This is a genomic window from Mycobacterium senriense, from assembly GCF_019668465.1.
Taxonomy (GTDB): domain Bacteria; phylum Actinomycetota; class Actinomycetes; order Mycobacteriales; family Mycobacteriaceae; genus Mycobacterium; species Mycobacterium senriense.
The window spans coordinates 5,384,637-5,407,835 of sequence record NZ_AP024828.1; the positions used below are offsets into that span (position 1 = coordinate 5,384,637).

The 23,199-nt window shown below is 68.5% G+C and carries 18 protein-coding genes and 1 pseudogene; 5 read left to right on the forward strand and 14 right to left on the reverse strand.

The genetic code is table 11. The annotated features are described in order from the left end of the window. Window positions 1-4 precede the first annotated feature (4 nt). Together hisS and MTY59_RS24965 are read right to left on the reverse strand one after the other, a co-directional pair. Entirely contained in the window at window positions 5-1,276 is a 1,272-nt protein-coding gene (hisS, locus tag MTY59_RS24960) for a histidine--tRNA ligase (RefSeq protein ID WP_221043521.1), read from the reverse strand. A gap of 3 nt (window positions 1,277-1,279) precedes the next feature. Continuing rightward, complete coding sequence (locus tag MTY59_RS24965) at window positions 1,280-1,936, reverse strand: MBL fold metallo-hydrolase (RefSeq protein WP_221043522.1); 657 nt, start codon at window positions 1,934-1,936, stop codon at window positions 1,280-1,282. 114 nt (window positions 1,937-2,050) lie between these two features. Here MTY59_RS24965 and MTY59_RS24970 point away from each other — a divergent pair, with 114 nt between their 5' ends. The 3 genes and pseudogenes from MTY59_RS24970 to MTY59_RS24975 all read left to right on the forward strand — a co-directional run bounded on the left by MTY59_RS24970 (window position 2,051) and on the right by MTY59_RS24975 (window position 4,951). Then, window positions 2,051-2,947, forward strand: a complete 897-nt coding sequence (locus tag MTY59_RS24970) for a peptidylprolyl isomerase (RefSeq protein ID WP_221043523.1) — start codon at window positions 2,051-2,053, stop codon at window positions 2,945-2,947. Next, window positions 2,947-3,112 (forward strand): annotated as a pseudogene (locus MTY59_RS27785) (2-isopropylmalate synthase); the annotation flags it as partial. The gene MTY59_RS24970 and the pseudogene MTY59_RS27785, both read left to right, overlap by 1 nt. A 75-nt stretch (window positions 3,113-3,187) precedes the next feature. Further along, window positions 3,188-4,951 carry a protein kinase domain-containing protein gene (locus tag MTY59_RS24975; protein ID WP_221043524.1) on the forward strand — a complete coding sequence of 588 codons (1,764 nt, stop codon included), beginning with the start codon at window positions 3,188-3,190 and terminating at the stop codon, window positions 4,949-4,951. A 6-nt stretch (window positions 4,952-4,957) separates the two neighbouring features. On the opposite strand, the gene MTY59_RS24980 is transcribed toward MTY59_RS24975, so the two are convergent. The 6 genes from MTY59_RS24980 to yajC all read right to left on the reverse strand — a co-directional run bounded on the left by MTY59_RS24980 (window position 4,958) and on the right by yajC (window position 13,185). After that, window positions 4,958-7,336: a RelA/SpoT family protein gene (locus tag MTY59_RS24980; RefSeq protein WP_221043525.1), complete on the reverse strand. Its 2,379-nt coding sequence runs from the start codon at window positions 7,334-7,336 to the stop codon at window positions 4,958-4,960. Window positions 7,337-7,379: 43 nt separating this feature from the next. After that, window positions 7,380-7,922, reverse strand: coding sequence for an adenine phosphoribosyltransferase (locus tag MTY59_RS24985; protein ID WP_221043526.1), 543 nt, complete (start codon window positions 7,920-7,922; stop codon window positions 7,380-7,382). 7 nt (window positions 7,923-7,929) lie between these two features. Next, a complete protein-coding gene (locus MTY59_RS24990) occupies window positions 7,930-9,624 on the reverse strand; it encodes an ABC transporter substrate-binding protein (RefSeq protein WP_250160663.1) in 1,695 nt (564 codons plus the stop codon). 4 nt (window positions 9,625-9,628) lie between these two features. After that, a complete protein-coding gene (secF, locus tag MTY59_RS24995; protein WP_221043527.1) occupies window positions 9,629-10,903 on the reverse strand; it encodes a protein translocase subunit SecF in 1,275 nt (424 codons plus the stop codon). 3 nt (window positions 10,904-10,906) lie between these two features. After that, window positions 10,907-12,748, reverse strand: coding sequence for a protein translocase subunit SecD (secD, locus tag MTY59_RS25000; RefSeq protein ID WP_221043528.1), 1,842 nt, complete (start codon window positions 12,746-12,748; stop codon window positions 10,907-10,909). A 110-nt stretch (window positions 12,749-12,858) separates the two neighbouring features. Next, window positions 12,859-13,185 carry a preprotein translocase subunit YajC gene (yajC, locus tag MTY59_RS25005; protein WP_221043529.1) on the reverse strand — a complete coding sequence of 109 codons (327 nt, stop codon included), beginning with the start codon at window positions 13,183-13,185 and terminating at the stop codon, window positions 12,859-12,861. A gap of 210 nt (window positions 13,186-13,395) precedes the next feature. Between yajC and gabT the strand changes: the two genes are divergently transcribed. Both gabT and car read left to right on the forward strand, forming a co-directional pair. Further along, on the forward strand, window positions 13,396-14,736 hold the full coding sequence (gene gabT, locus MTY59_RS25010) for a 4-aminobutyrate--2-oxoglutarate transaminase (RefSeq protein WP_221046650.1): 1,341 nt from the start codon (window positions 13,396-13,398) through the stop codon (window positions 14,734-14,736). 153 nt (window positions 14,737-14,889) lie between these two features. Next, window positions 14,890-18,402, forward strand: coding sequence for a carboxylic acid reductase (gene car, locus MTY59_RS25015; RefSeq protein ID WP_221043530.1), 3,513 nt, complete (start codon window positions 14,890-14,892; stop codon window positions 18,400-18,402). Window positions 18,403-18,468: 66 nt separating this feature from the next. Here the strand turns inward: car and MTY59_RS25020 are convergent, their stop codons facing one another. From MTY59_RS25020 to ruvC, 6 genes are all read right to left on the reverse strand, one after another. Next, complete coding sequence (locus MTY59_RS25020; protein WP_221043531.1) at window positions 18,469-19,164, reverse strand: hypothetical protein; 696 nt, start codon at window positions 19,162-19,164, stop codon at window positions 18,469-18,471. A 128-nt stretch (window positions 19,165-19,292) separates the two neighbouring features. Continuing rightward, window positions 19,293-19,679 carry a DUF1304 domain-containing protein gene (locus MTY59_RS25025; RefSeq protein ID WP_221043532.1) on the reverse strand — a complete coding sequence of 129 codons (387 nt, stop codon included), beginning with the start codon at window positions 19,677-19,679 and terminating at the stop codon, window positions 19,293-19,295. Between the two features lie 158 nt (window positions 19,680-19,837). Next, window positions 19,838-20,566, reverse strand: coding sequence for a hypothetical protein (locus tag MTY59_RS25030; protein ID WP_221043533.1), 729 nt, complete (start codon window positions 20,564-20,566; stop codon window positions 19,838-19,840). A gap of 248 nt (window positions 20,567-20,814) precedes the next feature. Beyond that, window positions 20,815-21,870, reverse strand: a complete 1,056-nt coding sequence (ruvB, locus tag MTY59_RS25035; protein WP_221043534.1) for a Holliday junction branch migration DNA helicase RuvB — start codon at window positions 21,868-21,870, stop codon at window positions 20,815-20,817. Further along, window positions 21,867-22,472, reverse strand: coding sequence for a Holliday junction branch migration protein RuvA (ruvA, locus tag MTY59_RS25040; protein WP_221043535.1), 606 nt, complete (start codon window positions 22,470-22,472; stop codon window positions 21,867-21,869). Before ruvA ends, ruvB begins: the two co-directional genes overlap by 4 nt. Then, window positions 22,469-23,035 carry a crossover junction endodeoxyribonuclease RuvC gene (gene ruvC, locus MTY59_RS25045; RefSeq protein WP_221043536.1) on the reverse strand — a complete coding sequence of 189 codons (567 nt, stop codon included), beginning with the start codon at window positions 23,033-23,035 and terminating at the stop codon, window positions 22,469-22,471. Before ruvC ends, ruvA begins: the two co-directional genes overlap by 4 nt. Between the last annotated feature and the right edge of the window lie 164 nt (window positions 23,036-23,199).

Consider the following 23,199-nt stretch of genomic DNA (forward strand, 5'->3'; position numbering starts at 1 on the left):
AACCTCAGCGGCCGAGCCGCCCAAGAATCTCGGCGACAACGGAATCCAGCGCGACGGGTACCTGCTCCCCCGTCGTCAGATCCTTCACTCCGACGGTGCCGGCCTCGATGTCGCGGTCGCCGAGGACCAGCGCGATCCGGGCCCCGGATCGGTCCGCCGCGCGCATCGCGCCCTTGAGCCCGCGGTCACCGTAGGCCAAGTCGACGCGCACACCGCCGGCGCGCAGCTGCGCGGCCAGCACCGCCAGCCGCAGCTTGGCCTGCTCGCTCAGCGGCACGCCGAACACCTCGCACCGCGCGGTCTCCCCCACGCTCTTGCCCTCCGCGCGCAGCGCCAGCAGCGTACGGTCCACACCGAGCCCAAACCCGATGCCGGACAGGTCTTGTCCGCCGAGCTGACGCATCAGCCCGTCGTAGCGACCACCGCCGCCGATGCCCGACTGCGCGCCCAGGCCGTCGTGCACGAACTCGAACGTGGTCTTGGTGTAATAGTCCAGTCCGCGCACCATGCGGGGATTGATGACGTAGGGCACCCCCATCGCATCCAGGTGCGCCAGCACGGTGTCGAAGTGCTGCTTGGCCGCATCGGACAGGTGATCGAGCAGCACCGGAGCGTCGGCCGTCATGGCGCGCACCTGGGGCCGTTTGTCGTCGAGCACCCGCAGCGGATTGATCTGCGCCCGCCGTCGCGTCTCCTCGTCCAAGTCGAGCGCAAACAGGAAGTCCTGCAACAGTTCCCGGTACTGCGGCCGGCAACTGTCGTCGCCCAACGAGGTGATCTCCAAGCGGAATCCGTCCAACCCGAGGGAGCGGAAGCCGGCATCGGCGATCGCGATCACCTCGGCGTCCAGGGCCGGGTCGTCGACGCCGATCGCCTCCACGCCGACCTGCTGCAGCTGGCGATAGCGGCCGGCCTGCGGACGCTCATAGCGGAAAAACGGCCCCGCGTAGCACAGTTTGACCGGCAGCGCGCCGCGGTCCAGGCCGTGTTCGATGACCGCGCGCACCACGCCCGCGGTGCCCTCGGGCCGCAACGTCACCGAACGATCGCCACGGTCGGCGAACGTGTACATCTCTTTGGACACCACATCGGTGGATTCGCCGACGCCGCGGGCGAACAGGGCGGTGTCTTCGAAGATGGGCAACTCGATATCGCTGTAGCCGGCCCGGCGGGCGGCGCCGAGCAGGCCATCGCGCACCGCGACGAACTGCGCCGAATCCGGCGGGACGTAATCCGGCACGCCCTTGGGCGCGGCAAACGCGGAGAACTCGCTCACCGGCTACAGGCCTTCGAGGAACGGGTTGAGGCGCCGCTCGGCGCCGATGGTGGTGGAGTTGCCGTGCCCCGGCAGCACCACGGTCTTGTCGTCGAGCACCAGGAGTTTGTCGACGATCGAGGTCAGCAGGTCCCGGCCGCTGCCGCCGAACAGGTCGGTGCGGCCCACCGCGCGTTCGAAGAGCGTGTCACCGGTGAACACGACTTCCTCGTCCCCGGCGACCCGGAACACCACCGACCCGCGGGTGTGTCCTGGCGTGTGGTCGACGTTGACGGACACACTGCCCAGGTCCAGCTTGTCGCCGTCGCGGTCCAGCTCCACGACCTGCTTGGGCTCCCGCCAGAAGGCGCCCGCCACCATCTGCGCCAGGCGCGGGCCCAGGCCGTAGATGGGGTCGGTGAGCATGAACCTGTCCTCAGGGTGGATGTAGGTCGGGCAACCGTAGGTGTCGGAGACCTTCTGCGCCGACCACATGTGGTCGATGTGCCCATGGGTCAGCAGCACCGCGGCCGGCGTCAGCCGATTCTTGTCCAGGATGTTGCGCAGCGGGCCCATCGCCCGCTGGCCCGGATCCACGATGACGGCGTCCGTTCCTGGCCGCTCGGCCAGCACGTAGCAGTTGCACTGCAACATGCCGGCGGGAAATCCGGTGATCAACACGGCTCCCAGTTTCCCACGGGCCCCACTTGACACGAGTCGCGGCGCCCACATTAGCCTGAGCTGGCACCTCTCCCGTGTAAGGGACTCCGATCCAATCATGGAGGCATAGCGGCCGTGCCGACTAACGAACAGCGACGTGCCAACGCCAAGCGCAAGCTCGAACGGCAACTGGAGCGGCGCGCGAAGCAAGCCAAGACGCGCCGGATCGTGCTGATCGCGGCCGGCTCGATCGTGGCCGTGGCCGTGATCGCGGCGGTGGTGATCACGATCGTCAACACCAAGCACGACGACCACAAGAGCAACACCGCGGCGTCGACGACCACCAGCAGCAGCAGTGCGCCGGAGACGACGGCGCCCGGCCAGCCGGGACAGGCCGCGCCGCTGCCGCCGTTCAAGCCGTCGGCCAACGTGGGCGCCAACTGTCAGTACCCGGCCTCACCCGAGCCGGCGGCCAAGCAGGTCAAGCCGCCGCGGACCGGCAAGGTGCCCACCGATCCCGCCCAGGTGAGCGCCAGCATGGTCACCAACCAGGGCCACATCGGCCTGATGCTGGCGAACAACGAATCACCTTGCACCGTCAACAGTTTCGCGAGCCTGGCCGGCCAGAAATACTTCGACAACACCAAGTGCCATCGGCTGACCACCTCGCAGGGCCTGGGCGTCCTGCAGTGCGGCGACCCCAAGGGCGAGGGCACCGGCGGCCCGGGTTATCAATTCGCCAACGAGTACCCGACCGACCAGTTCCCGCCGAACGACCCCAAGGCTCAGGAGCCCGTCGTCTATCCGCGCGGCACCCTGGCCATGGCGAACGCCGGGCCCGGTACCAACGGCAGCCAATTCTTCTTGGTGTACAAGGACTCCCAGCTGCCGCCGCAATACACCGTGTTCGGCACCATCCAGCCCGACGGGCTGGCCACCCTGGACAAGATCGCCAAGGCCGGCGTCGCCGGCGGCGGTGAAGACGGGGCGCCCGCCACCGAGGTGACCATCACCTCGTTGCTGCTCGACTAGTGGCGATCGCGAGCGCGGCGGAGCCGGGCGAAGCGGGTCGCCACCATCGGGACTTGGCGATCGCGAGCGCGGCGGAGCCGGGCGAAGCGGGTCGCCACCATCGGGACTAGGCCGATCGCGAGCGCGGCGGAGCCGGGCGAAGCGGGTCGCCACCATCGGGACTAGGCCGAATCGACGCGAAACTCCCTCTGATCGGCGGGATTCGCCCGGCGCGCACCGCCGAGCGCTTATGGTCGTTGGGTGAATCTGGATCCGGACTCGTTCGGTCATTACCGCATTTTGGATCTGTTGGGGCGCGGCGGGATGGGACGCGTATACCGTGCCTACGACACAACCACGGACCGGGTAGTCGCTCTGAAAGTGCTTCCGCCGCATCTGGCCGAGGATCAAGACTTTCAGCAGCGTTTCCGCCGGGAGGCCCGCGTAGCGGCGGCCCTCAACGACCCGCACGTGGTGCCCATTCACGGTTTTGGCGAGCTCGACGGTCGGCTCTATGTCGACATGCGGCTGATCGAGGGTCGCCACCTGTCCCAGTACATCAACGAGAACGGCGACCGACTCAGCCCCGAGCAAACGGTCGCGGTGATCGAGCAGGTTGCGGCGGCGCTGGACAGCGCTCGCCAGGCGGGGTTGATCCACCGCGACATCAAACCGATGAACATCTTGATCACCAGCGCACACAATTTCGTCTATTTGATCGACTTCGGTCTCGCCCGCACGGAGGCCGACACCCAACTCACGCAGACCGGTGCCACGATGGGCACCGTCGCGTACATGGCGCCCGAGCGCTTCAAGGGCAAAACGGATCACCGTGCCGACGTCTACTCGCTGGCCTGCGTTTTGCACGAGTGCTTGACCGGCAAGCGCCCCTACGCGGGAGAGAGCCTCGAAGAACAGCTCAACGCGCACCTGAACGCCCCGCCGCCGCGACCGTCCGCAACCGCACCCGGTGTCCCCTCCGGCTTCGACGCGGTTGTCGCCCGCGGCATGGCCAAGGACCCCGAACAGCGGTACCAGACCGCAATCGAGCTCGCCGAGGCCGCCAGGGCGGTGCTGGTCGGCGGCGGCGCGGCTACCACGTCGGGACCACCGGAGGCGGCATCGCCGGAGCCCGCGGCTCCCCCGCCGGGCAGCAAACCCGATCCGCGGTTGCAGCCCGGCCGCCCAACGCAATCGCGCCGTTTGCTGGTCGGCATCGTCGGCGCATCGGCGCTGGCGCTGGCCGCGGTGGCGGCCCTGGTCATCGCGCTGGTGACGCAGAGTCACGGTTCGGCCGACAACGCGGGATCGTCCACCCAGACCCGGGTGCGGGCGCCCGGCAGGGCCGGATCGAACCCCGGGTCCAGCGGCCCGGCGTCAGCCACGGTGCCGCCGTTGCCGGCGTTCGCGCCGCCGGCCGATCTGGGCGCCAATTGCCAATATCGTTCGATGCCGGACCCGGTGACCCGGCCGGTGAACCCGCCGCAGTCGGGCCGGGTGTCCACCACTCCCCCGCAGATCGGTGCGGTCATCTCGACCAACTTCGGCGACATCGCCATCCAGCTCGCCAATTCCGAGTCCCCCTGCACGGTGAACAGCTTCATCAGCCTGGCCAAGCAGCAATTCTTCGACAACACCCAGTGCGCCCGGCTGATCAGCTCCCAAGACGGCGGATCGCTGTTGTGTGGCGGCCCCGAGGTGGACGGCTCGGGCGGTCCCGGTTACGAATTCGGTGACGAGTACCCGACGGACCAATACAAGCCCAACGACCCCGCGTTGCGCGCGACGGTGGTGTACCCGCGCGGCACCATCGTGATGGCCACCGAGGGACCCAACACCAACGGCAGCCAATTCGCCTTGATCTACCAGGATTCCGAGATGGAGCCGCAGAGCACGGTGCTGGGCACCATCGACCAGGCCGGGCTGGAGACCCTGGACAAGATCGCCCGGGCCGGCATCGCCGGCAATCGTCAGAGCGGCGCGCCGACCAACCCGGTCAAGATCACCTCGGTGCGACTGACCTAGCCGGGTTCACGCCGCGGACGTGACGCGGTAGACGTCGTAAACGCCTTCGACGTTGCGCACGACGTTGAGCAGATGTCCGAGATGCTTGGGGTCGCCCATCTCAAAGGTGAAGCGGCTGATCGCAACTCGGTCGCCGGAGGTGGTGACCGACGCGGACAGGATGTTGACCTTCTCGTCGGCCAGCACCCGCGTGACGTCCGACAGCAGCCGGTGCCGGTCGAGCGCCTCGACCTGGATGGCCACCAGAAACACCGACGACGGCGACGGCGCCCAGTGCACTTCGATGATGCGCTCGGACTGCTGCTGCAACGAGGCCGCGTTGGTGCAGTCGGTGCGGTGCACGCTCACCCCACCGCCGCGGGTGACGAACCCCATGATCTGGTCGCCGGGCACCGGGGTGCAGCATTTCGCCAGCTTGGTGAGCACGCCCGGGGCGCCGGGGACCGAGACGCCGACGTCGTCACTGCTGCGCGGGCGGCGCAACATCGTTGTCGGCGTGGACCGTTCGGCGAGGTCCTCCTCGGCCTGGTCGATGCCACCGAGTTCGGCCAGCAGCCGCTGCACGACGTGCCGGGCCGACACATGCCCCTCACCGATCGCCGTGTAGAGCGCGGACACGTCGGTGTAGTGCAGCTCGCGCGCCACCGCCGCCAGCGTCTCGCCATTGACCAAGCGCTGCAACGGAAGTCCGCCGCGACGCACCTCGCGGGCCATGGCGTCCTTGCCGGACTCGAGCGCCTCCTCGCGGCGTTCCTTGGCGAACCACTGCCGGATCTTGGCCTTGGCGCGTGGTGAGACCACGAACTGCTGCCAGTCCCTCGACGGCCCGGCGTTGGCCGCCTTGGAGGTGAAAACCTCGACGACTTCCCCGTTTTCCAGCTTGCGCTCCAGCGCCACCAGCCGGCCGTTCACCCGGGCGCCGATGCAGCGGTGTCCGACCTCGGTGTGCACCGCATACGCGAAGTCCACCGGCGTCGAACCGTTTGGCAGGGTGATCACGTCGCCCTTGGGCGTGAACACGAAGATCTCCTGTACGGCAAGGTCATAGCGCAGGGACTCCAGGAACTCGCCCGGGTCCGCGGCCTCCCGTTGCCAGTCGAGCAACTGGCGCATCCAGGCCATGTCGTCGATCTCGGCGGCGGCGTGCGGATGCGGAAGGCCGTTGCGCCCCTTGGCCTCCTTGTAGCGCCAGTGCGCGGCGATGCCGTATTCGGCGGTGCGGTGCATGTCGCGGGTCCGGATCTGCACCTCCAGCGGCTTACCCTCCGGCCCCACGACGGTGGTGTGCAGCGACTGGTAGACGCCGTACCGCGGCTGCGCGATGTAATCCTTGAACCGCCCCGCCATCGGCTGCCACAGCGAATGCACCACGCCGACAGCGGCATAGCAGTCCCGGATCTCGTCGCACAGGATGCGGATGCCGACCAGGTCGTGGATGTCGTCGAAGTCGCGGCCCTTGACGATCATCTTCTGGTAGATGGACCAGTAGTGCTTCGGTCGCCCCTCCACCGTCGCCTTGATCTTCGAGGCGTTCAGGGTGTTGACGATCTCGGCGCGCACCTTGGCCAGGTAGGTGTCCCGCGATGGCGCGCGCCCGGCGACCAGCCGAACGATCTCCTCGTACTTCTTGGGATGCAAGATGGCGAACGACAGGTCTTCGAGTTCCCACTTGACGCTGGCCATACCCAGCCGATGCGCAAGGGGCGCAATAACTTCCAGCGTCTCACGGGCTTTGCGCGCCTGCTTCTCCGGCGGCAGGAACCGCATGGTGCGCATGTTGTGCAGCCGGTCGGCGACCTTGATCACCAGCACACGCGGGTCGCGCGCCATCGCGGTGATCATCTTGCGGATGGTCTCGCCCTCGGCGGCGCTGCCCAGTACCACCCGGTCCAGTTTGGTGACGCCATCGACCAGATGGCCCACCTCGTCGCCGAATTCCTCGCTCAAAGCGTCCAGGGTGTACCCGGTGTCCTCGACCGTGTCGTGCAGCAGCGCGGCCACCAACGTCGTGGTGTCCATACCCAATTCGGCCAGAATGGTCGCGACGGCCAGCGGGTGGGTGATGTAGGGGTCGCCGGAATGCCGTAGCTGGCTGGCGTGCCGCTGGTCGGCGACCTCGAAGGCGCGCTGCAGCAGCGACACGTTCGCCTTCGGGTAGATCTCCCGGTGCACCGCAACGAGCGGTTCCAGCACCGGGTTAAGCGTGCTGCGCTGCGCCGTCATCCGGCGGGCCAGCCTGGCCCGGACCCGACGCGACGCGCTGCTGGACGTTTTCAGGGATTCGGTCGGTGGCTCCGGGGCCTCCATCGGCTGCGTGATGGCCGGCGGCTCTGAGACCTTAGTGGGCGCGTCGAGCGCTTGCGCCGCGCTGTTTTCCTCCGCCACGTTGGTCACCTCCGAAATCGAGGATATCTCCAATGCCTAAGCGCTACTCGCAAGTCAGGCTGTGTACCGCCAACGGCGCGACCGCTTCGCGGCCGCGCAGCGCGCCGAGTTCGAACACCACCGCCGCTGCCAGCACGTTGGCCCCGGCGCGCCCGAGCAGCCGCGCCGACGCGGCCAGGGTACCGCCGCTGGCCAGCACGTCGTCGATGATCACCACGTCGCGCCCGCGCAGGTCGATCCCGTCGGCGGGGATCTCCAGCGTCGCGCTGCCGTATTCCAGGTCGTAGCGCTCGGCGTGCACCGGCGGCGGCAACTTGCCGGCCTTGCGAATGGCCAGCACGCCGGTCTGCAGCCGGTCGGCGACGGCCGCGGCCAGCAGGAATCCCCGCGCCTCGATGCCGGCCACCAGATCCGCACCGGACGCGATCTCGGCCAATGCGCCGGTGATCGCCGTCATCGCCGTCGCGTCCGCGAACACCGGGGTCAGGTCCTTGAACTGGATACCGGGCTTGGGGAAATCGGCCACCTTGCGCGTCAGCGACGCGATCAGGTCGGCGACCGGCGCCCGCTCGCCGGCGCTCGTCATCGGGGTCTCACTGGATCAGCGCCCATCGGTCCATGTTCCAGCCCGCGCCCCACCGCGTCGGGTTCTTGCTGACCGCGTACATCTTCTTCGAGGTCAACAGCGTGCGCTGCTGCCGGTACAGCGGCAGGGTGGGCATGTCGCCCCACAGCACCGGGGCGGATTCGGTCAACAGCCGGGATCGTTCGGCGGCGTCGGCCGAAACGGCCAGCGCGCTGATCGCGTTGTCGACCTGGGGATTCGAGTAACCGGACAGGTTGTTGCCGTTGCCGGTGTGCAGGGCGTAGGCATCGAGCGCCGACGACCCCGTCGACCCGCTGCCGGTGGCGCCGCCGGTGCTGGCCAGCAACGCGTCGATCTTGCCGTCGCGAAGCGCCTGCGGGCCCGGGCCGTCCAGGATGACGCCGACGACGGTGACACCCGCCGCGGCGCACGCCTTGGTGATGACGCCGACGTTGACCGCCAGCCGCGCGTTGGGCCCCCGGTACCCGATCCGCACCGTCAGGGGCGCGCCGCCCAGCGCGTTGCGCGCGGCGACCGGATCGGCCTTGCTGAACGGTTCGGCCTCGGCGGCCCCGTCACCGGCCGACACGGCGTCATCGGCGACCGGGTCCAGCCGCGAGTTGGCGATCGGCGTCCCCGCGTCCTTGGCCAGCGAATCGCGGGGCGTGCACAGCGCGACCGCGCGCCGGGCCTTGGGCGCCGCCAGCGGGCCCTGCGGGGCGAAGATCAGCTGCTCGACGCCGTCTGACGGCCCGTCCGAGCGCTCGTAGTTGTCCGGCGTGGTCAACGCCCCCGAGGAACCCGCGGCGACGTCGACCACGTCGACGTTGCGGCTGTTAACCCGGTCCTGGATGTCGGGTCCCTGCGACCACACGGTGACCCGCTTCGTGATCGCCTTGGGCCCCCACCAGCGGTCGTTGGCGACGAGCACCACGGCGCCGCCGTCCAGCACCGACTCGATCTTGTACGGCCCCGACGACGGGAAACGCTTGACGTCGATGCCGGGCTTGAGGTCCCAGATGGTGTTCCACAGCTTCGCGATCTGCTGCACCAGCGGCCCGTTGTTGCTGAGCAGGGCCGCGGTCACGTCGACGTTGAGCTGGTCGGCGATGACGTGCGACGGCATCAGCGTGGTCGCGGTGAACAGCTGGGCGTAGTCGACGACGCCGCGGTCCGGGATGAAAGAGACCCGGGCCTTCTTTTGCCCGGGCATGCATTCGACGTTGGCGATGTCGAGGTAGCCGGCCTGGGTGGCGGCATGGAAATCGGGGAACTTGCCGGACTGGGCCGCCCAGGCGAGCACGATGTCGTCGCAGGTCACCGGCTTGCCATCGGAGTAGACGGCGTTGTCGGCGATCTGGTAGTCCAGCACCAGCGGCGTGCCGCCCACCACCGACACGGTGCCGAAGTCACGGTCGGCGACGGTTTGGCCGTCGGGGCCGTGATAGCTGAAGCCGGTGAGCGTGCGGGCGAACGCCTGCGCGCCGGCCGAGGCGGCGCCGGCCACGGTGTTGGTGTTGTAGGTGGACAGCGGGCCGTCGACCACGTAGTCGATCTGGGAGGCGGCGCTGCCTGCGCAAGCAGTCAGCGTGACAACGGCCGCCAGCACTACCGCCAATCCGGCGCCGGTCCACCCCGCGAGGGCCCGACGGCTGATGAGCGCGCCACGATCGGCCCCAGTTCCCCGGTACCCGGTGGCCATGGGCCTACCGCCGGCCGACGTTCCGCTTGCCGGTGGGACGACGGGTCCCGGTCGGCCGCACGGGACGGGCGCCCGGTGCCGGCTTGCTCGGCGCGGGCTTGGACGGCTCGGCCGTCGCCGCTTCTTCCGCCTCCTCGGCGGTCTCGGCGTCGTCGTCGCCGGTCTCGGCGGTCGCGCGCGAGCCGGGGCTGCGCCGCCGCATCACGCGTCGGGTGTGGGTGCGCACCAGCTCGGTGCGCTCGCGCAGCGTGACCAGCAGCGGGGTGGCGAAGAAGATCGACGAGTAGGTGCCGACCAGGATGCCGACCAGCTGCACCAGCGCCAGGTCCTTGAGCGTGCCGACGCCCAGCAGCCACACCGCCACGACCATCAGCGCCAGCACCGGCAGCACGCTGATCAGGCTGGTGTTGATCGAACGCATGAACGTCTGGTTGATCGCCAGGTTGGCCTGCTCGGCGAAGGTGCGCCGGGTGGTGTGCTGGAATCCGTGGGTGTTCTCCTCCACCTTGTCGAACACGATGACCGTGTCGTAGAGGGAGAAACCGAGAATCGTCAGCAAGCCGATGACGGTGGCCGGCGTGACCTCGAAACCGACCAGCGAGTACACCCCGGCGGTGACGCTCAGGTCGAAAACCATCGTGGTCAGCGCGGAGACGGCCATGTACCGCTCGTAGCGGATCATGATGTACACGCCGACCAGCACCAGGAAGACGGCGAGCGCGATCAGCGCCTTATCGGTGATCTGGTCGCCCCAGGTCTCGGAGACGGCCGCGTCGCTGATGGCCTGCTTGCTGGGCTTACCGTCGGCGCCCTTGGGTTTGAAGGCGTCGAACAGGGCGTTGCGCAGCTTCGTGGTCTGGTCGTTGGTCAGCGTTTCCGAGCGGATCTGCACGGTCGCGCCCGCGCCGTTGCCGACGACGACCACCGCCTCCGGGTCCTTGCCGATGGCCTTGCGGAACACCTCCGAGACCTGTGCGGTCTGCACGGTGCCGGCCTGCCCGGCGGCGGGCATCGACACCGTCGTGCCGCCGTTGAAGTCGATGCCGAAGGTGAAGCCCCGCAACAGGATGGACAGGACGGCGATGGCGACGATCGCGCCGCTGATGCCGAACCACAACCGGCGCCGGCCGACCACCTCGAACGCGCCGGTGCCCGTGTAGAGGCGCGACAGGAAGCCGTGGTGCGGCTGCCCGGCGGCGCCACTATCGGTCAACTCGGTTGCGCCCTCGGATGCTTCGGTGATCTCGGTTGCGTCTTTGGAGGCTTTGGAGGGAGTCATGCGTTATCCCCGTCCCGTCTTGACCTGCGCCGAAGCCCGGCGTTCGCGGGCGACCTGCTGAACGGCACCCAGGCCGTTGTAGGCCGGCTTTGCCAGCGTCGGGGACTTGGACGCCAGGTACACCAGCGGCCAGGTCACCAGGAACACCACCACGATGTCGAGGACCGTGGTGAGGCCCAGCGTGAAGGCGAATCCGCGCACCTGGCCGATGGCCAGCGCGTAGAGCACCGCGGCGGCCAGGAAGGTGACGGCGTTACCCGACACGATCGTCTTGCGGGCCCGCACCCAGCCGCGTGGCACCGCCGAGCGGAACGATCGGCCTTCGCGGATCTCGTCTTTGATGCGCTCGAAGAAGACGACGAACGAGTCGGCGGTGGTGCCGATACCGATGATCAGACCCGCGATGCCGGCCAGATCCAGGGTGTAGTTGATCTGACGGCCCAGGATCACCAGGATCGCGAAAATCATTGCCCCGGAAGCGGCCAGCGACAGGGCCGTGAGCAATCCCAGCACCCGGTAGTAGAGCAGCGAGTACAGCAGCACCAGGACCAAGCCGATCGCACCCGCGATCAGCCCGGCCCGTAGCGAGGTCAATCCCAGTGTGGCCGAGACGGTTTGGGCCTCCGACGATTCGAAGGACAGCGGCAGCGATCCGTATTTGAGGACGTTGGCCAGCTGCTTGGCGGTCGCGGCGGTGAACGGCGGATCGCCACCGCTGATCTGGGTCCGGCCGCCGGGAATGGCTTCCTGGATCATCGGTGCGCTGACCACCTGCGAGTCCAGGGTGAACGCGGTCTGGGTACCGATGTGCGCGGCGGTGAAGTCGGCCCAGGTGCTGGCCGCGCCGGACTTGAACTGCAGGTCGACGACGTAGCCGATGCCGCGCTGGTTCTGGCTCGCGCTGGCGTCCTGGATCTGGTCACCGCTGATGATCGACGGGCCCAGCAGGTAGGCGACCTTGTGGTCGGTCGAGCAGGTGACCAGCGGCAGGGCCGGATCGTCATTGCCGGCCAGGATGTCTTCTTTGTCGCAGCGGGTCGCCTGGAACTGCAGGGCGAGGAACTGAATGCCCTGCCGCGTGCTCTGGCGCCACTTCTTCTCCTCGGCGATGCGGTCGGCGAGTTCCTTGCGCGGATCGGGCGGCGCGGGCGCTTCGGCGGGCGGGGCCTCTTCGGCCGGCGCGGCGGGCGCGGGCGCTGGTGCGGGCGCGCCGGGCGCCGGGGGTGCCGGGCTGGGCGTCGGCGGTGGGTCCTGCGGATACGGGCGCGGCTGAGCGCCCGGGTGGGCGGGAGCCGGTTGGGCGGGAGCGGGCTGACCGGGCGCCGGTTGACCGGGCGCGGGCTGACCGGGCGCCGGTTGACCGGGCGCGGGCTGACCGGGCGCCGGTTGAGCGGGAGCGGGCTGACCGGGAGCCGGTTGAGCGGGCGCGGGCTGGCGCGCTGGCGGCTTTGGCTCGGCGCCCTGGGCGGGCATCGAGTTGAGCACCGGCCGGATGTAGAGGCGGGCGGTCTGGCCCAGGTTGCGGGCCTGGCTGCCGTCGTTCCCGGGGACCGTGATGATCAGGTTGTCGCCGTCGACGACGACCTCCGAACCGGAGACGCCGAGCCCGTTGACCCGGGCGCCGATGATCTGCTGGGCCTGCGCCAACGCCTCACGGCTGGGTTTCGAGCCGTCGGGGGTGCGCGCGGTCAGCGTGACGCGGGTGCCGCCCTGCAGGTCGATACCGAGCTTGGGGGCGGCCCGCTTGTCCCCGGTGAGAAACACCAGCAGGTAGACGCCGACGAGCAATAACAAGAAGACCGACAGGTAGCGGGCAGGGTGCACCGGCGCCGAAGACGATGCCACGTTCCTTCTATCTCCTTGCAAATCGGTTAGTTACCCCGGACAGAGCCTACGTGGCCCCCACTTGCCCGTTGCGCAAGCGGTCCGTTGCAGCGATCGATGGTGAATCCCGGTCAGAAATCCTTGGTGATGGAGTCCTCGTCGGCGGAGTCGTCGCCGTCGGCCAGGTCTTCGTCGTCGTCGGGCAGGATCCGGTCGCGGACCGCCAGCTTCATCCAGGTGGTCACCACGCCGGGGGCGATCTCCAGGTCGACGTTGTCGTCCGTGATCGCGACGACGGTGGCCAGCAGGCCCGACGTGGTGTGCACCCGGTCGCCGGGACGCAGCGACTCGTGCAGGTCGATGGTGGCCTGCATCGCGCGCTTCTGGCGGCGCGACGCCAAGTACATGAACCCGCCCATGATGAGCAGGAACGGCAGGAACAGGATCAAACTTTGCATGGACGCGCCTGTCTTTCGTCGTAAATTATCGGGGCTACGGTGCCGGTACGACTCGAGCGTCGCGCACCTCGTAACGGTCCAGTGTGCCCGTTCAGTCTGGCAGGCCGCGCGTCACGACCAACCGCCACGGTGCACGGAGTGCCCGCCGGCGCCAAGGTCGATAGGCTTTTGATGCGACGTGACACGCGCGCCGCGGGGAGGAGTTATCTGGTGGCCAGCCTCGAGCAGACGCGCCAGCTGGTCACCGAGATCCCCGGTCCGGCATCGCTGGAACTGACCAAGCGCCGGGCGGCGGCGGTGTCGCGCGCGGTGAACGTGTCGGTGCCGGTCTTCGTGAAGCGCGCCGGCGGCGGCATCATCGAGGACGTCGACGGCAACCGGCTGATCGACCTCGGTTCCGGCATCGCGGTGACCACCATCGGCAACTCGTCGCCCCGGGTGGTCGAAGCGGTGCGCGCGCAGGTGGCCGAGTTCACCCATACCTGCTTCATGGTGACGCCCTACGAGTCCTACGTCGCGGTCGCCGAGACGCTCAATCGGATCACCCCGGGCTCGGGTGAGAAGCGCTCGGTGCTGTTCAACTCAGGCGCCGAGGCGGTCGAGAACGCCATCAAGGTCGCGCGCGCGTACACCCGCAAGCCCGCCGTGGTGGCGTTCAACCACGCCTACCACGGCCGCACCAACCTGACCATGGCGCTGACCGCCAAGTCGGCCCCCTACAAGAGCGGTTTCGGCCCGTTCGCGCCGGAGGTTTACCGCGCGCCACTGTCCTACCCCTACCGGGACGGCCTGATCGACAAGGAACTAGCCACCGACGGGGAAAAGGCCGCCGCGCGCACCATCAACGTGATCGACAGCCAGATCGGCGCCGACAATCTGGCCGCCCTTCTCATCGAGCCCATCCAGGGCGAGGGCGGGTTCATCGTTCCGGCCGAGGGCTTCCTGCCCACCCTGCTGGACTGGTGCCGCAAGAACGACGTGGTGTTCATCGCCGACGAGGTGCAGACCGGGTTCGCGCGCTCCGGCGCCATGTTCGCGTGCGAGCACGAGGGCATCGAGCCCGACCTGATCTGCACCGCCAAGGCCATCGCCGACGGACTGCCACTGTCGGCGGTCACCGGCCGGGCGCAGATCATGGACGCGCCGCACGTCGGCGGTTTGGGCGGCACCTTCGGCGGAAACCCACTGGCTTGTGCGGCCGCGTTGGCCACCATCGAGACGATCGAGAACGACGGATTGATCGAACGGGCTCGGCAGTTGGAACGGCTGATCACCGAACCACTGCTGCGCCTGCAGGCCGGCGACGACCGGATTGGCGACGTGCGAGGCCGAGGCGCCATGATCGCCATCGAACTGGTGAAGTCGGGAACCTCCGAGCCCGACAAAGAACTGACGCAGAAGTTGACCGTCGCGGCCGCCGCGGCCGGTGTGATCGTCCTGACCTGCGGCATGTACGGCAACATCATTCGCCTGCTGCCGCCGCTGACCATCAGTGACGAGCTGCTGGCCGAGGGCATCGACATCCTCGGCGGACTCCTGCGCGACCTGTAAGACCTGGGCAAGCGCCCCGCCTCGGGTGGGCAATCTCACAAACACGACAAAGGCCGGATCATGGTGGAATACCGTTACTTTAGCTAACGTTCTATGTGTCAGCGCGGACAGCGCAAATTGACTCGCTAACTTTCATTTGCAAGGGATCTGTTTATGTCGACTGCTATTCATGACGAAGGACTCGACCGCCGTATCGAGCAACTCATTGCCAACGACCCCCAGTTCGCCGCCGCCCGCCCGGACCCGGCGATCACCGCTGCCACCGAACAGCCCGGCCTGCGACTGCCGCAGATCATCCGGACCGTGCTGGACGGTTACGCCGACCGGCCGGCGCTGGGGCAGCGCGTCGTGGAGTTCGTCAAGGACGCCAAGACCGGACGGACGTCGGCCGAGCTGCTCCCCCGCTTCGAGACAGTCACGTATGGCGAACTCGGCGAACGGGTTTCGGCCCTCGGCCGCGCCTGGGCCAGTGACTCGGTAAGCGTCGGCGACCGCGTCTGCGTGCTGGGCTTCAACAGTGTTGACTACGCCACCATCGACATCGCGCTGGGCACCATCGGCGCCGTGTCGGTGCCGCTGCAGACCAGCGCGGCGATCTCGTCGCTGCAGCCGATCGTCGCCGAGACCGAGCCCAGCCTGATCGCCTCGAGCGTCAACCAGCTGGCCGACGCGGTGGAGCTGATCCTGGCCGGCGAGCACATGCCCGGCAAGCTCGTCGTGTTCGACTACCAGCCCGAGGTCGACGACCAGCGCGAGGCGGTGGAAAACGCCGTAGCCCGGCTGGCCGACACCGGCGTGGTCGTCGAGAAGCTCGCCGATGTGTTGCAGCGCGGCAAGGACCTGCCCCCGGTTCCCGAGCAGCAGACCGACGAGGACTCACTCGCACTGCTGATCTACACCTCCGGAAGCACCGGCGCCCCCAAGGGCGCGATGTACCCGCAGAGCAACGTCGGCAAGATGTGGCGGCGCGGCAGCAAGAACTGGTTCGGCGAGAGCGCCGCGTCGATCACCCTCAACTTCATGCCGATGAGCCACGTCATGGGACGCGGAATCCTCTACGGCACGTTGGGCAATGGCGGCACCGCGTACTTCGCGGCGCGCAGCGACCTGTCCACCCTGCTCGAGGACCTCGAGTTGGTGCGGCCCACCGAGATGAACTTCGTACCGCGCATCTGGGAGACGCTGTTCGGCGAATTCCAGCGCCAGGTCGAGCGCCGGCTGGCCGATGGTGGGGATCGCGAGGCGGTCGAGGCCGCGGTGTTGGAAGAACAGCGTCAGTACCTGCTGGGCGGACGGTTCATCTTCGCGATGACCGGCTCCGCGCCCACCTCACCGGAGCTGAAGAAGTGGGCCGAGTCGCTGCTGCAGATGCACCTGATGGACGGCTACGGCTCGACCGAGGCCGGAATGGTGTTGTTCGACGGGGAGATTCAGCGCCCGCCGGTGATCGACTACAAGCTGGTCGACGTTCCGGACCTGGGCTACTTCAGCACCGACCGGCCGCACCCGCGTGGTGAGCTGTTGTTGCGGACCGAGAACATGTTCCCCGGCTACTACAAGCGGGCCGAGACCACCGCCAACGTTTTCGACGACGACGGCTATTACCGCACCGGTGACGTGTTCGCCGAGATCGCTCCGGACCGGCTGGTGTACGTCGACCGCCGCAACAACGTGCTCAAGCTCGCACAGGGCGAGTTCGTGACGCTGGCCAAGCTTGAAGCGGTGTTCGGCAACAGCCCGCTGATCCGCCAGATCTACGTTTACGGCAACAGCGCCCAGCCCTACCTGCTGGCCGTCGTGGTGCCCACCGAAGAGGCATTGGCAGACAACGACATTGAGTCGCTCAAGCCGAAGATCGCCGACTCGCTGCAGAAGGTCGCCAAAGAGACCGGTCTGCAGTCCTACGAGGTGCCGCGCGACTTCATCATCGAGACCACCCCATTCACGCTGGAAAACGGTCTGCTGACCGGGATCCGCAAGCTGGCGTGGCCGAAGCTGAAGCAGCACTACGGCGAACGGCTCGAGCAGATGTACGCCGACCTGGCCGCAGGACAGGCGAACGAGCTGGCCGAACTGCGCCGCAGCGGCGCCGAGGCGCCGGTGCTGCAGACCGTGAGCCGCGCCGCGGCCGCCATGCTGGGCGCCGCGACCAGCGACCTGTCCCCCGACGCCCACTTCACCGATCTGGGTGGAGACTCGTTGTCGGCGTTGACGTTCGGCAACCTGCTGCGCGAGATCTTCGACGTCGACGTCCCGGTGGGTGTCATCGTCAGCCCGGCCAACGACCTGGCGGCCATCGCCACGTACGTCGAGGCCGAGCTGCAGGGCTCCAAGCGGCCGACGTTCGCCGCCGTACACGGACGCGGCGCCACGACGGTGCACGCCAGTGACCTCACGCTGGACAAGTTCCTCGACGAGGCCATCCTGGCCGGCGCGCCGAGCCTGCCCAAGCCGGCGACCGAGGTGCGCACGGTGCTGTTGACCGGCGCGACCGGATTCCTGGGCCGCTACCTGGCATTGGACTGGCTCGAGCGGATGGACATGGTCGACGGCAAGGTCATCGCGCTGGTGCGGGCCAAGTCCGACGAGGAGGCGCGCGCCCGGCTGGACAAGACCTTCGACAGCGGCGATCCGAAACTGCTGGCGCACTACCAGAAGCTGGCCGCCGACCACCTCGAGGTCATCGCGGGCGACAAGGGCGAGGCCAACCTCGGCCTGGACTCCCAGACCTGGCAGCGACTGGCCGACACGGTCGATGTCATCGTCGACCCGGCGGCGCTGGTGAACCACGTGCTGCCCTACAGCGAGCTGTTCGGTCCCAACGCCCTGGGCACCGCGGAGCTGATCCGAATTGCGTTGACGTCCAAGCAAAAGCCGTTCACGTACGTGTCGACAATCGGGGTGGGCGACCAGATCCAGCCGGGCAAGTTCGTCGAGAACGCCGACATCCGGCAGATCAGCGCCACCCGCGAGATCAACGACAACTACGCCAACGGCTACGGCAACAGCAAGTGGGCCGGCGAGGTGCTGCTGCGTGAGGCACACCACCTGTGCGGCCTGCCCGTCACGGTGTTCCGCTGCGACATGATCCTGGCCGACACAACCTATTCCGGACAGCTCAACTTGCCGGACATGTTCACCCGACTGATGCTGAGCCTGGTCGCCACCGGTATCGCGCCCGGTTCGTTCTACGAGCTCGACGCCGACGGCAACCGGCAACGGGCGCACTACGACGGCCTGCCGGTCGAGTTCATCGCCGCGGCGATCTCGACGCTGGGATCGCAAATCCTGGACAGCGACACCGGTTTCCAGACGTACCACGTGATGAACCCGTACGACGACGGCATCGGACTCGACGAGTACGTCGACTGGCTGATCGAGGCCGGGTACTCGATCGAGCGCATCCCCGATTACTCCGAGTGGCTGCGGCGGTTCGAGACCTCGCTGCGGGCACTGCCGGATCGGCAGCGTCAGTACTCGCTGCTACCGCTGATGCACAACTACCAGAAGCCGGAGAAGCCGATCAACGGCTCGATGGCACCCACGGATATGTTCCGTGCGGCGGTGCAGGAAGCGAAAATCGGCCCCGACAAGGACATCCCGCACGTGTCGGCGCCGGTGATCGTCAAGTACATCACCAACCTGCAGTTGCTCGGCCTGCTCTGAGTTGATACGAAAAAGCAAGTCGCCCAGCCCCTTTCAGGGCTGGGCGACTTGCTTTGTGTGCTGAAGCTACTGCTGCGGGTGCGGCCAGCGCAGGTAGGCGGCGTTGGCCCCGGCCCCCGCACCGGCGCGGTTCTTGCGCCATCCCCGCTTGGGCTCGGGCTCCACCGAGGACCGCGGCTTGGTCAGCGCGCCCGAGGATACCTCGGCCGCCGGCTCATAGACCGAATCCCGGTAGGGCTCAACACCCGGCGCCGCGGCGACGGGTTCGCCCGCCACCGGATGCACGTCGCGAGCCAGGCGCACGGCAGTGCGCGCCAGCGCAACGCCACCCACGAAGATGATCAGCGCGCCCAGACCCGAGAAGTACGTGACCTCGAGCACCGCGCGCTTGCGGTCGGTCGCGGCGATCGGATCACCGGCCGAGCCGATCCCCAACAATGGGGCGACCTGGCCGCCCACCACGAACCAGGCGCCGGCCAGCACGGCCAGCCAACCGCCCAGCATGGCGGCGACCCGGTTGCCTGCGACGATCAGTAACAGGCCGCCCAGCGCGGCGGCCGCTCCCGGCGCCACCTCCAGCCAGCCCCTGGCCGTGCTCCATGCCCAATCCCGGTCCGGTGTGTAGGCGAAATTGAAGTGCGGACCAACAAACGGTATTAACGCCCCCCAAGCTCCCAAAATGACCAGGAGCAATCCGCTGACCGCGCCGCGCGAGCGCGGCATACTCAGCCCGCGGGGTCGGCCGTCCTCTGCGTATTTCATGACATCCCCTCGTTGAATACCGGTTCGAATTCCGGCCTGGGATGGTTACCCAGCGCCTTCCACTAGTAACCCACGACGAACGCGAAAGCCACCGGTAGCCGTGGCTTTTGAGGCTGCTGGGACTGGTGTTACTGCTGAAGCCCGAGCAGCAGGAGCACGATGGCGATCGCCGGAAAGGTGCCCTGCGTCGCGGCGGCGCGCGCCTTGTCACGGTCGGACGCGATCAGCACCACCGCTGCCGCGGCCATCGACCCGACACCGGCGAAGATCAGCGCCGCTCCAATCCCCGTGTGCCCCAACGCAACCGCGGCGATGCCCACGCCGGTGACGATGGCCAGGAACAAGTTGTAGAAGCCCTGGTTGAAGGCGAGCAGCTTGGTGGTTTCGGCTTCGGCCGGGGTGGTGCCGAAGGTGGCGCGGGTGCGCTCCGAGGTCCAAGTCAACGATTCGATCACAAAGATGTAGACGTGCAGCAACGCCGCCAGTGCGGCGAACACCAACGCGGTGGCGATCATCACTCCTCCTCGCTGGTCGCGGCCCGCGTGGCGGCGGCCACATTTTCGCTTGTCTCGGCCGGTGAACATTACCGACCGGCGGTCAGCCGGACCAGCCTGACGCGAAAAGGCACCGGTAGCCAGGGGCTACCGGTGCCTGCCGCCTTGGAGATTGCGCGCTAGGCGCCGGCGTGGTGGTGCCGGTGGAACAGGCCGCTGCGATCACCCTCGGTGCGCCGGCGCAACAGGCCGCCACCGGTGCGATCGGTGCGCCGCCGGAACAGGCCGCCACGCTCGCGGGGCGCCCGCTCGGCCGCCATGGCGTCCGCCGGCACCCCGGCCGGGCCGCGGGTCTCGTCATACATGGCCGGTTGGGCCGCCGGGACGGCCTCGCCCGCCACCGGCGCCGGTTCCGTCGCCACGACGTCACGCGCGTGACGAACCGCCAGGCGCGCCACCGCGGCACCGCCCAGGAACACGATCAGTGCGCCCAGTCCGGTGAAGTAGGTAACCTCGAGCAGGGCTCGTTTCAGGTCGGTCGCCGCCATCGGTTGACCGATGTCGCCGATCCCGAGCGTCGCCGCGAACGCGCGGCCGACCACGAACCAGGCACCGCCGGCGACCGCCAGCCAGCCGCCGAACACAGCGCTGGCCCGGTTGTTCGACATGAGCACCAGCAGGCCGCCGACCACCGCGGCGGCCCCGGGGAGCACCTCAAGCCAGCCTTTGGCCGTGGTCCACGTCCATGCCGGGTCGGCCATGTACGCCCAGTCGATGTTGGGCCCGAAGAACGGCACCAGTGCACCCCACGCACCCAGAAGAATCAGGAGTAACCCGGTTAGCGCGCCACGGGAACGTGGCATGTACAGCGCGCGGGGGCGATCGTAGTCGTGGCTCGTGGTCCTCATCGGAACCTCCTTCAAACAGGTATGACTGTTGTGAGGCTGGTTACCCGACGGTGCCGGGGTGTAACCGGCCAGGCGCCGGTTGATGTTTGCTGGAGCCACCGGAACGGGCTCCGGCGGGCGAGGGTCGCGGCCGCACTGCCGGTAGTGCCGACCGTCTGAGCTGGCCGGACGTCGCGCCCGGCGAACGTTCTGGGCCGGCCGGGGGTAAAGGTCACGATTTGGCCGCGAAATGGCCGGTGCGATCGCGGCTAGTCGAACAGGCCGGCCTGGCCGAGGCCGGTGACCCCGGCCGGCGGCGTCATGCCGAGGTGCGTCCAGGCCTTGGCGGTGGCCACCCGGCCCCGGGGCGTGCGGGCGATCATGCCGGCGCGGACCAGGAACGGCTCGCACACCTCCTCGACCGTGGTGGCCTCTTCGCCCACCGCCACCGCCAGCGTCGACACGCCGACCGGGCCGCCACCGAAGCTGCGGGTCAGGGCCGAGAGCACCGCCCGGTCCAGCCGGTCCAGGCCCAACTCGTCGACGTCGTAGACCGCCAGCGCGGACTTGGCGACGTCACGGGTGATCACGCCGTCGGCGCGCACCTCGGCGAAGTCGCGGACCCGGCGCAGCAGCCTATTCGCGATGCGTGGGGTGCCGCGCGAGCGCCGGGCGATCTCCTCGGCCGCCTCGGCGCCGAGCTCGATGCCCAGGATCCCGGCCGAGCGGGCCAGCACCCGCTCCAGCTCCGCGGGCTCGTAGAAGTCCATGTGCGCGGTGAAGCCGAACCGGTCGCGCAGCGGGCCGGTCAGCGCGCCGGACCGGGTGGTCGCGCCCACCAGGGTGAATGGCGCCACCTCCAGCGGGATCGACGTCGCCCCGGGGCCCTTGCCGACCACCACGTCGACGCGGAAGTCCTCCATCGCCAGGTAGAGCATCTCCTCGGCGGGCCGGGCGATGCGGTGGATCTCATCGATGAACAGCACGTCGTGCTCGACCAGGTTGGACAGCATCGCGGCCAGGTCGCCGGCGCGTTCCAGCGCCGGGCCGGACGTCACCCGCAGCGAGGACCCGAGCTCGGCGGCGATGATCATGGCCAGCGACGTCTTGCCCAGCCCCGGCGGACCGGACAACAGAATGTGATCCGGTGTGTTGCCGCGGTTTTTGGCTCCCTCGATGACGAGCTGCAGCTGTTCGCGCACTCGCGGTTGGCCGATGAACTCGCGCAGCGAGCGCGGTCGCAGGCTGACATCGATGTCGCCTTCAGCCGGCGCCAGCGCCGCTGAAACCTCCCGAACCTCCCGGTCCTGGTAGTCGTCCGTCATCGGGACTTACCCAGCAACGACAGCGCGGCCCGCAGCGCGGTCGACGTCGTGGCGTCGTGGTCGCCGGCCAGCACCTTGTCGGTGGCCTCCTCGGCCTGCTTGGCCGCAAATCCAAGGCCGACAAGGGCTTCCACGACCGGGCCGCGCACCGCGTGGCCATTGAGATCCGCGTGGCCCGCGCCGGCCGATGCGTCCGCTGCGCCGACGCCGACCTTGTCGCGAAGTTCGAGCACCATGCGTTCGGCGCCGCGTTTGCCGATCCCGGGGACCCGGGTCAGCGCGCTGACGTCGCTGTCGTGCAGCGCCTGGCGCAACGCGCCGGCGTCGTGGACGGCCAGGGTCGCCATCGCCAGCCGCGACCCCACCCCCGACACCGACAGCAGGGTCAGGAACAGGTCGCGGGTCTCGGTGTCGGCGAACCCGTACAGCGTCATGGAATCCTCGCGGACAACCATCGCGGTGATCAGCCGGGCCTCGGTCCCCGAGCGCAGCGTCGCCAGCGTCGACGGCGTCGCGTTCACCCGGTACCCGACGCCGGCGGCCTCGATCACCACGTGATCGAGCGCCACCTCGAGCACCTCGCCGCGCACCGAGGCGATCATCGGGCGGCCTTCAGTTTGGCGTTCAGCTTGGCCTTGTACTTCTGTCGCTGCTCGGCGGCCATCGCCTCGGCGGCGGCCATCCGGGCGATCATCGGTGCCCGCCAGCAATGACAGATCGCCAGTGCCAGCGCGTCGGCCGCGTCGGCCGGCGTCGGTTTGGCTTGCAGCTCAAGGATTCTCGTGACCATAGCGGTGACCTGCGCCTTATCCGCGGCACCGTTGCCGGTGACCGCGGCCTTGACCTCGCTAGGGGTATGGAAGTGGACATCGATGCCACGCCTGGCGGCCGCCAGGGCGACCACGCCGCCGGCCTGCGCGGTGCCCATCACCGTCGACACGTTGAGTTGGGAGAACACCCGCTCGACCGCCACGACGTCCGGGTGGTGGGTGGCCAGCCAGTGCTCGACGGCGTCGCTGATCTTCAGCAGTCGCTCGGCCAGCGGGGCGTCGGCGGGCGTGCGCACCACGTCGACGTCCAGGGCGACGACCGTGCGCCCGCGCCCGCTTTCGACGACCGACAGACCGCATCGGGTCAGGCCGGGATCGACGCCCATCACCCGCATTCCCGCTCCCACCTAGTAGAACAGCTGTTCGATACCCTAGCGGCCGGCGGTGACGGGCCCGGGTAGGACACGCGGCCGCACCACCGATTCCCGCGGTGACGTTACGGCGCCGAACCCGAGAAAAAGCTGTTAGCTTTAGCCCACGTTCGCTCGAGCAATGTGGC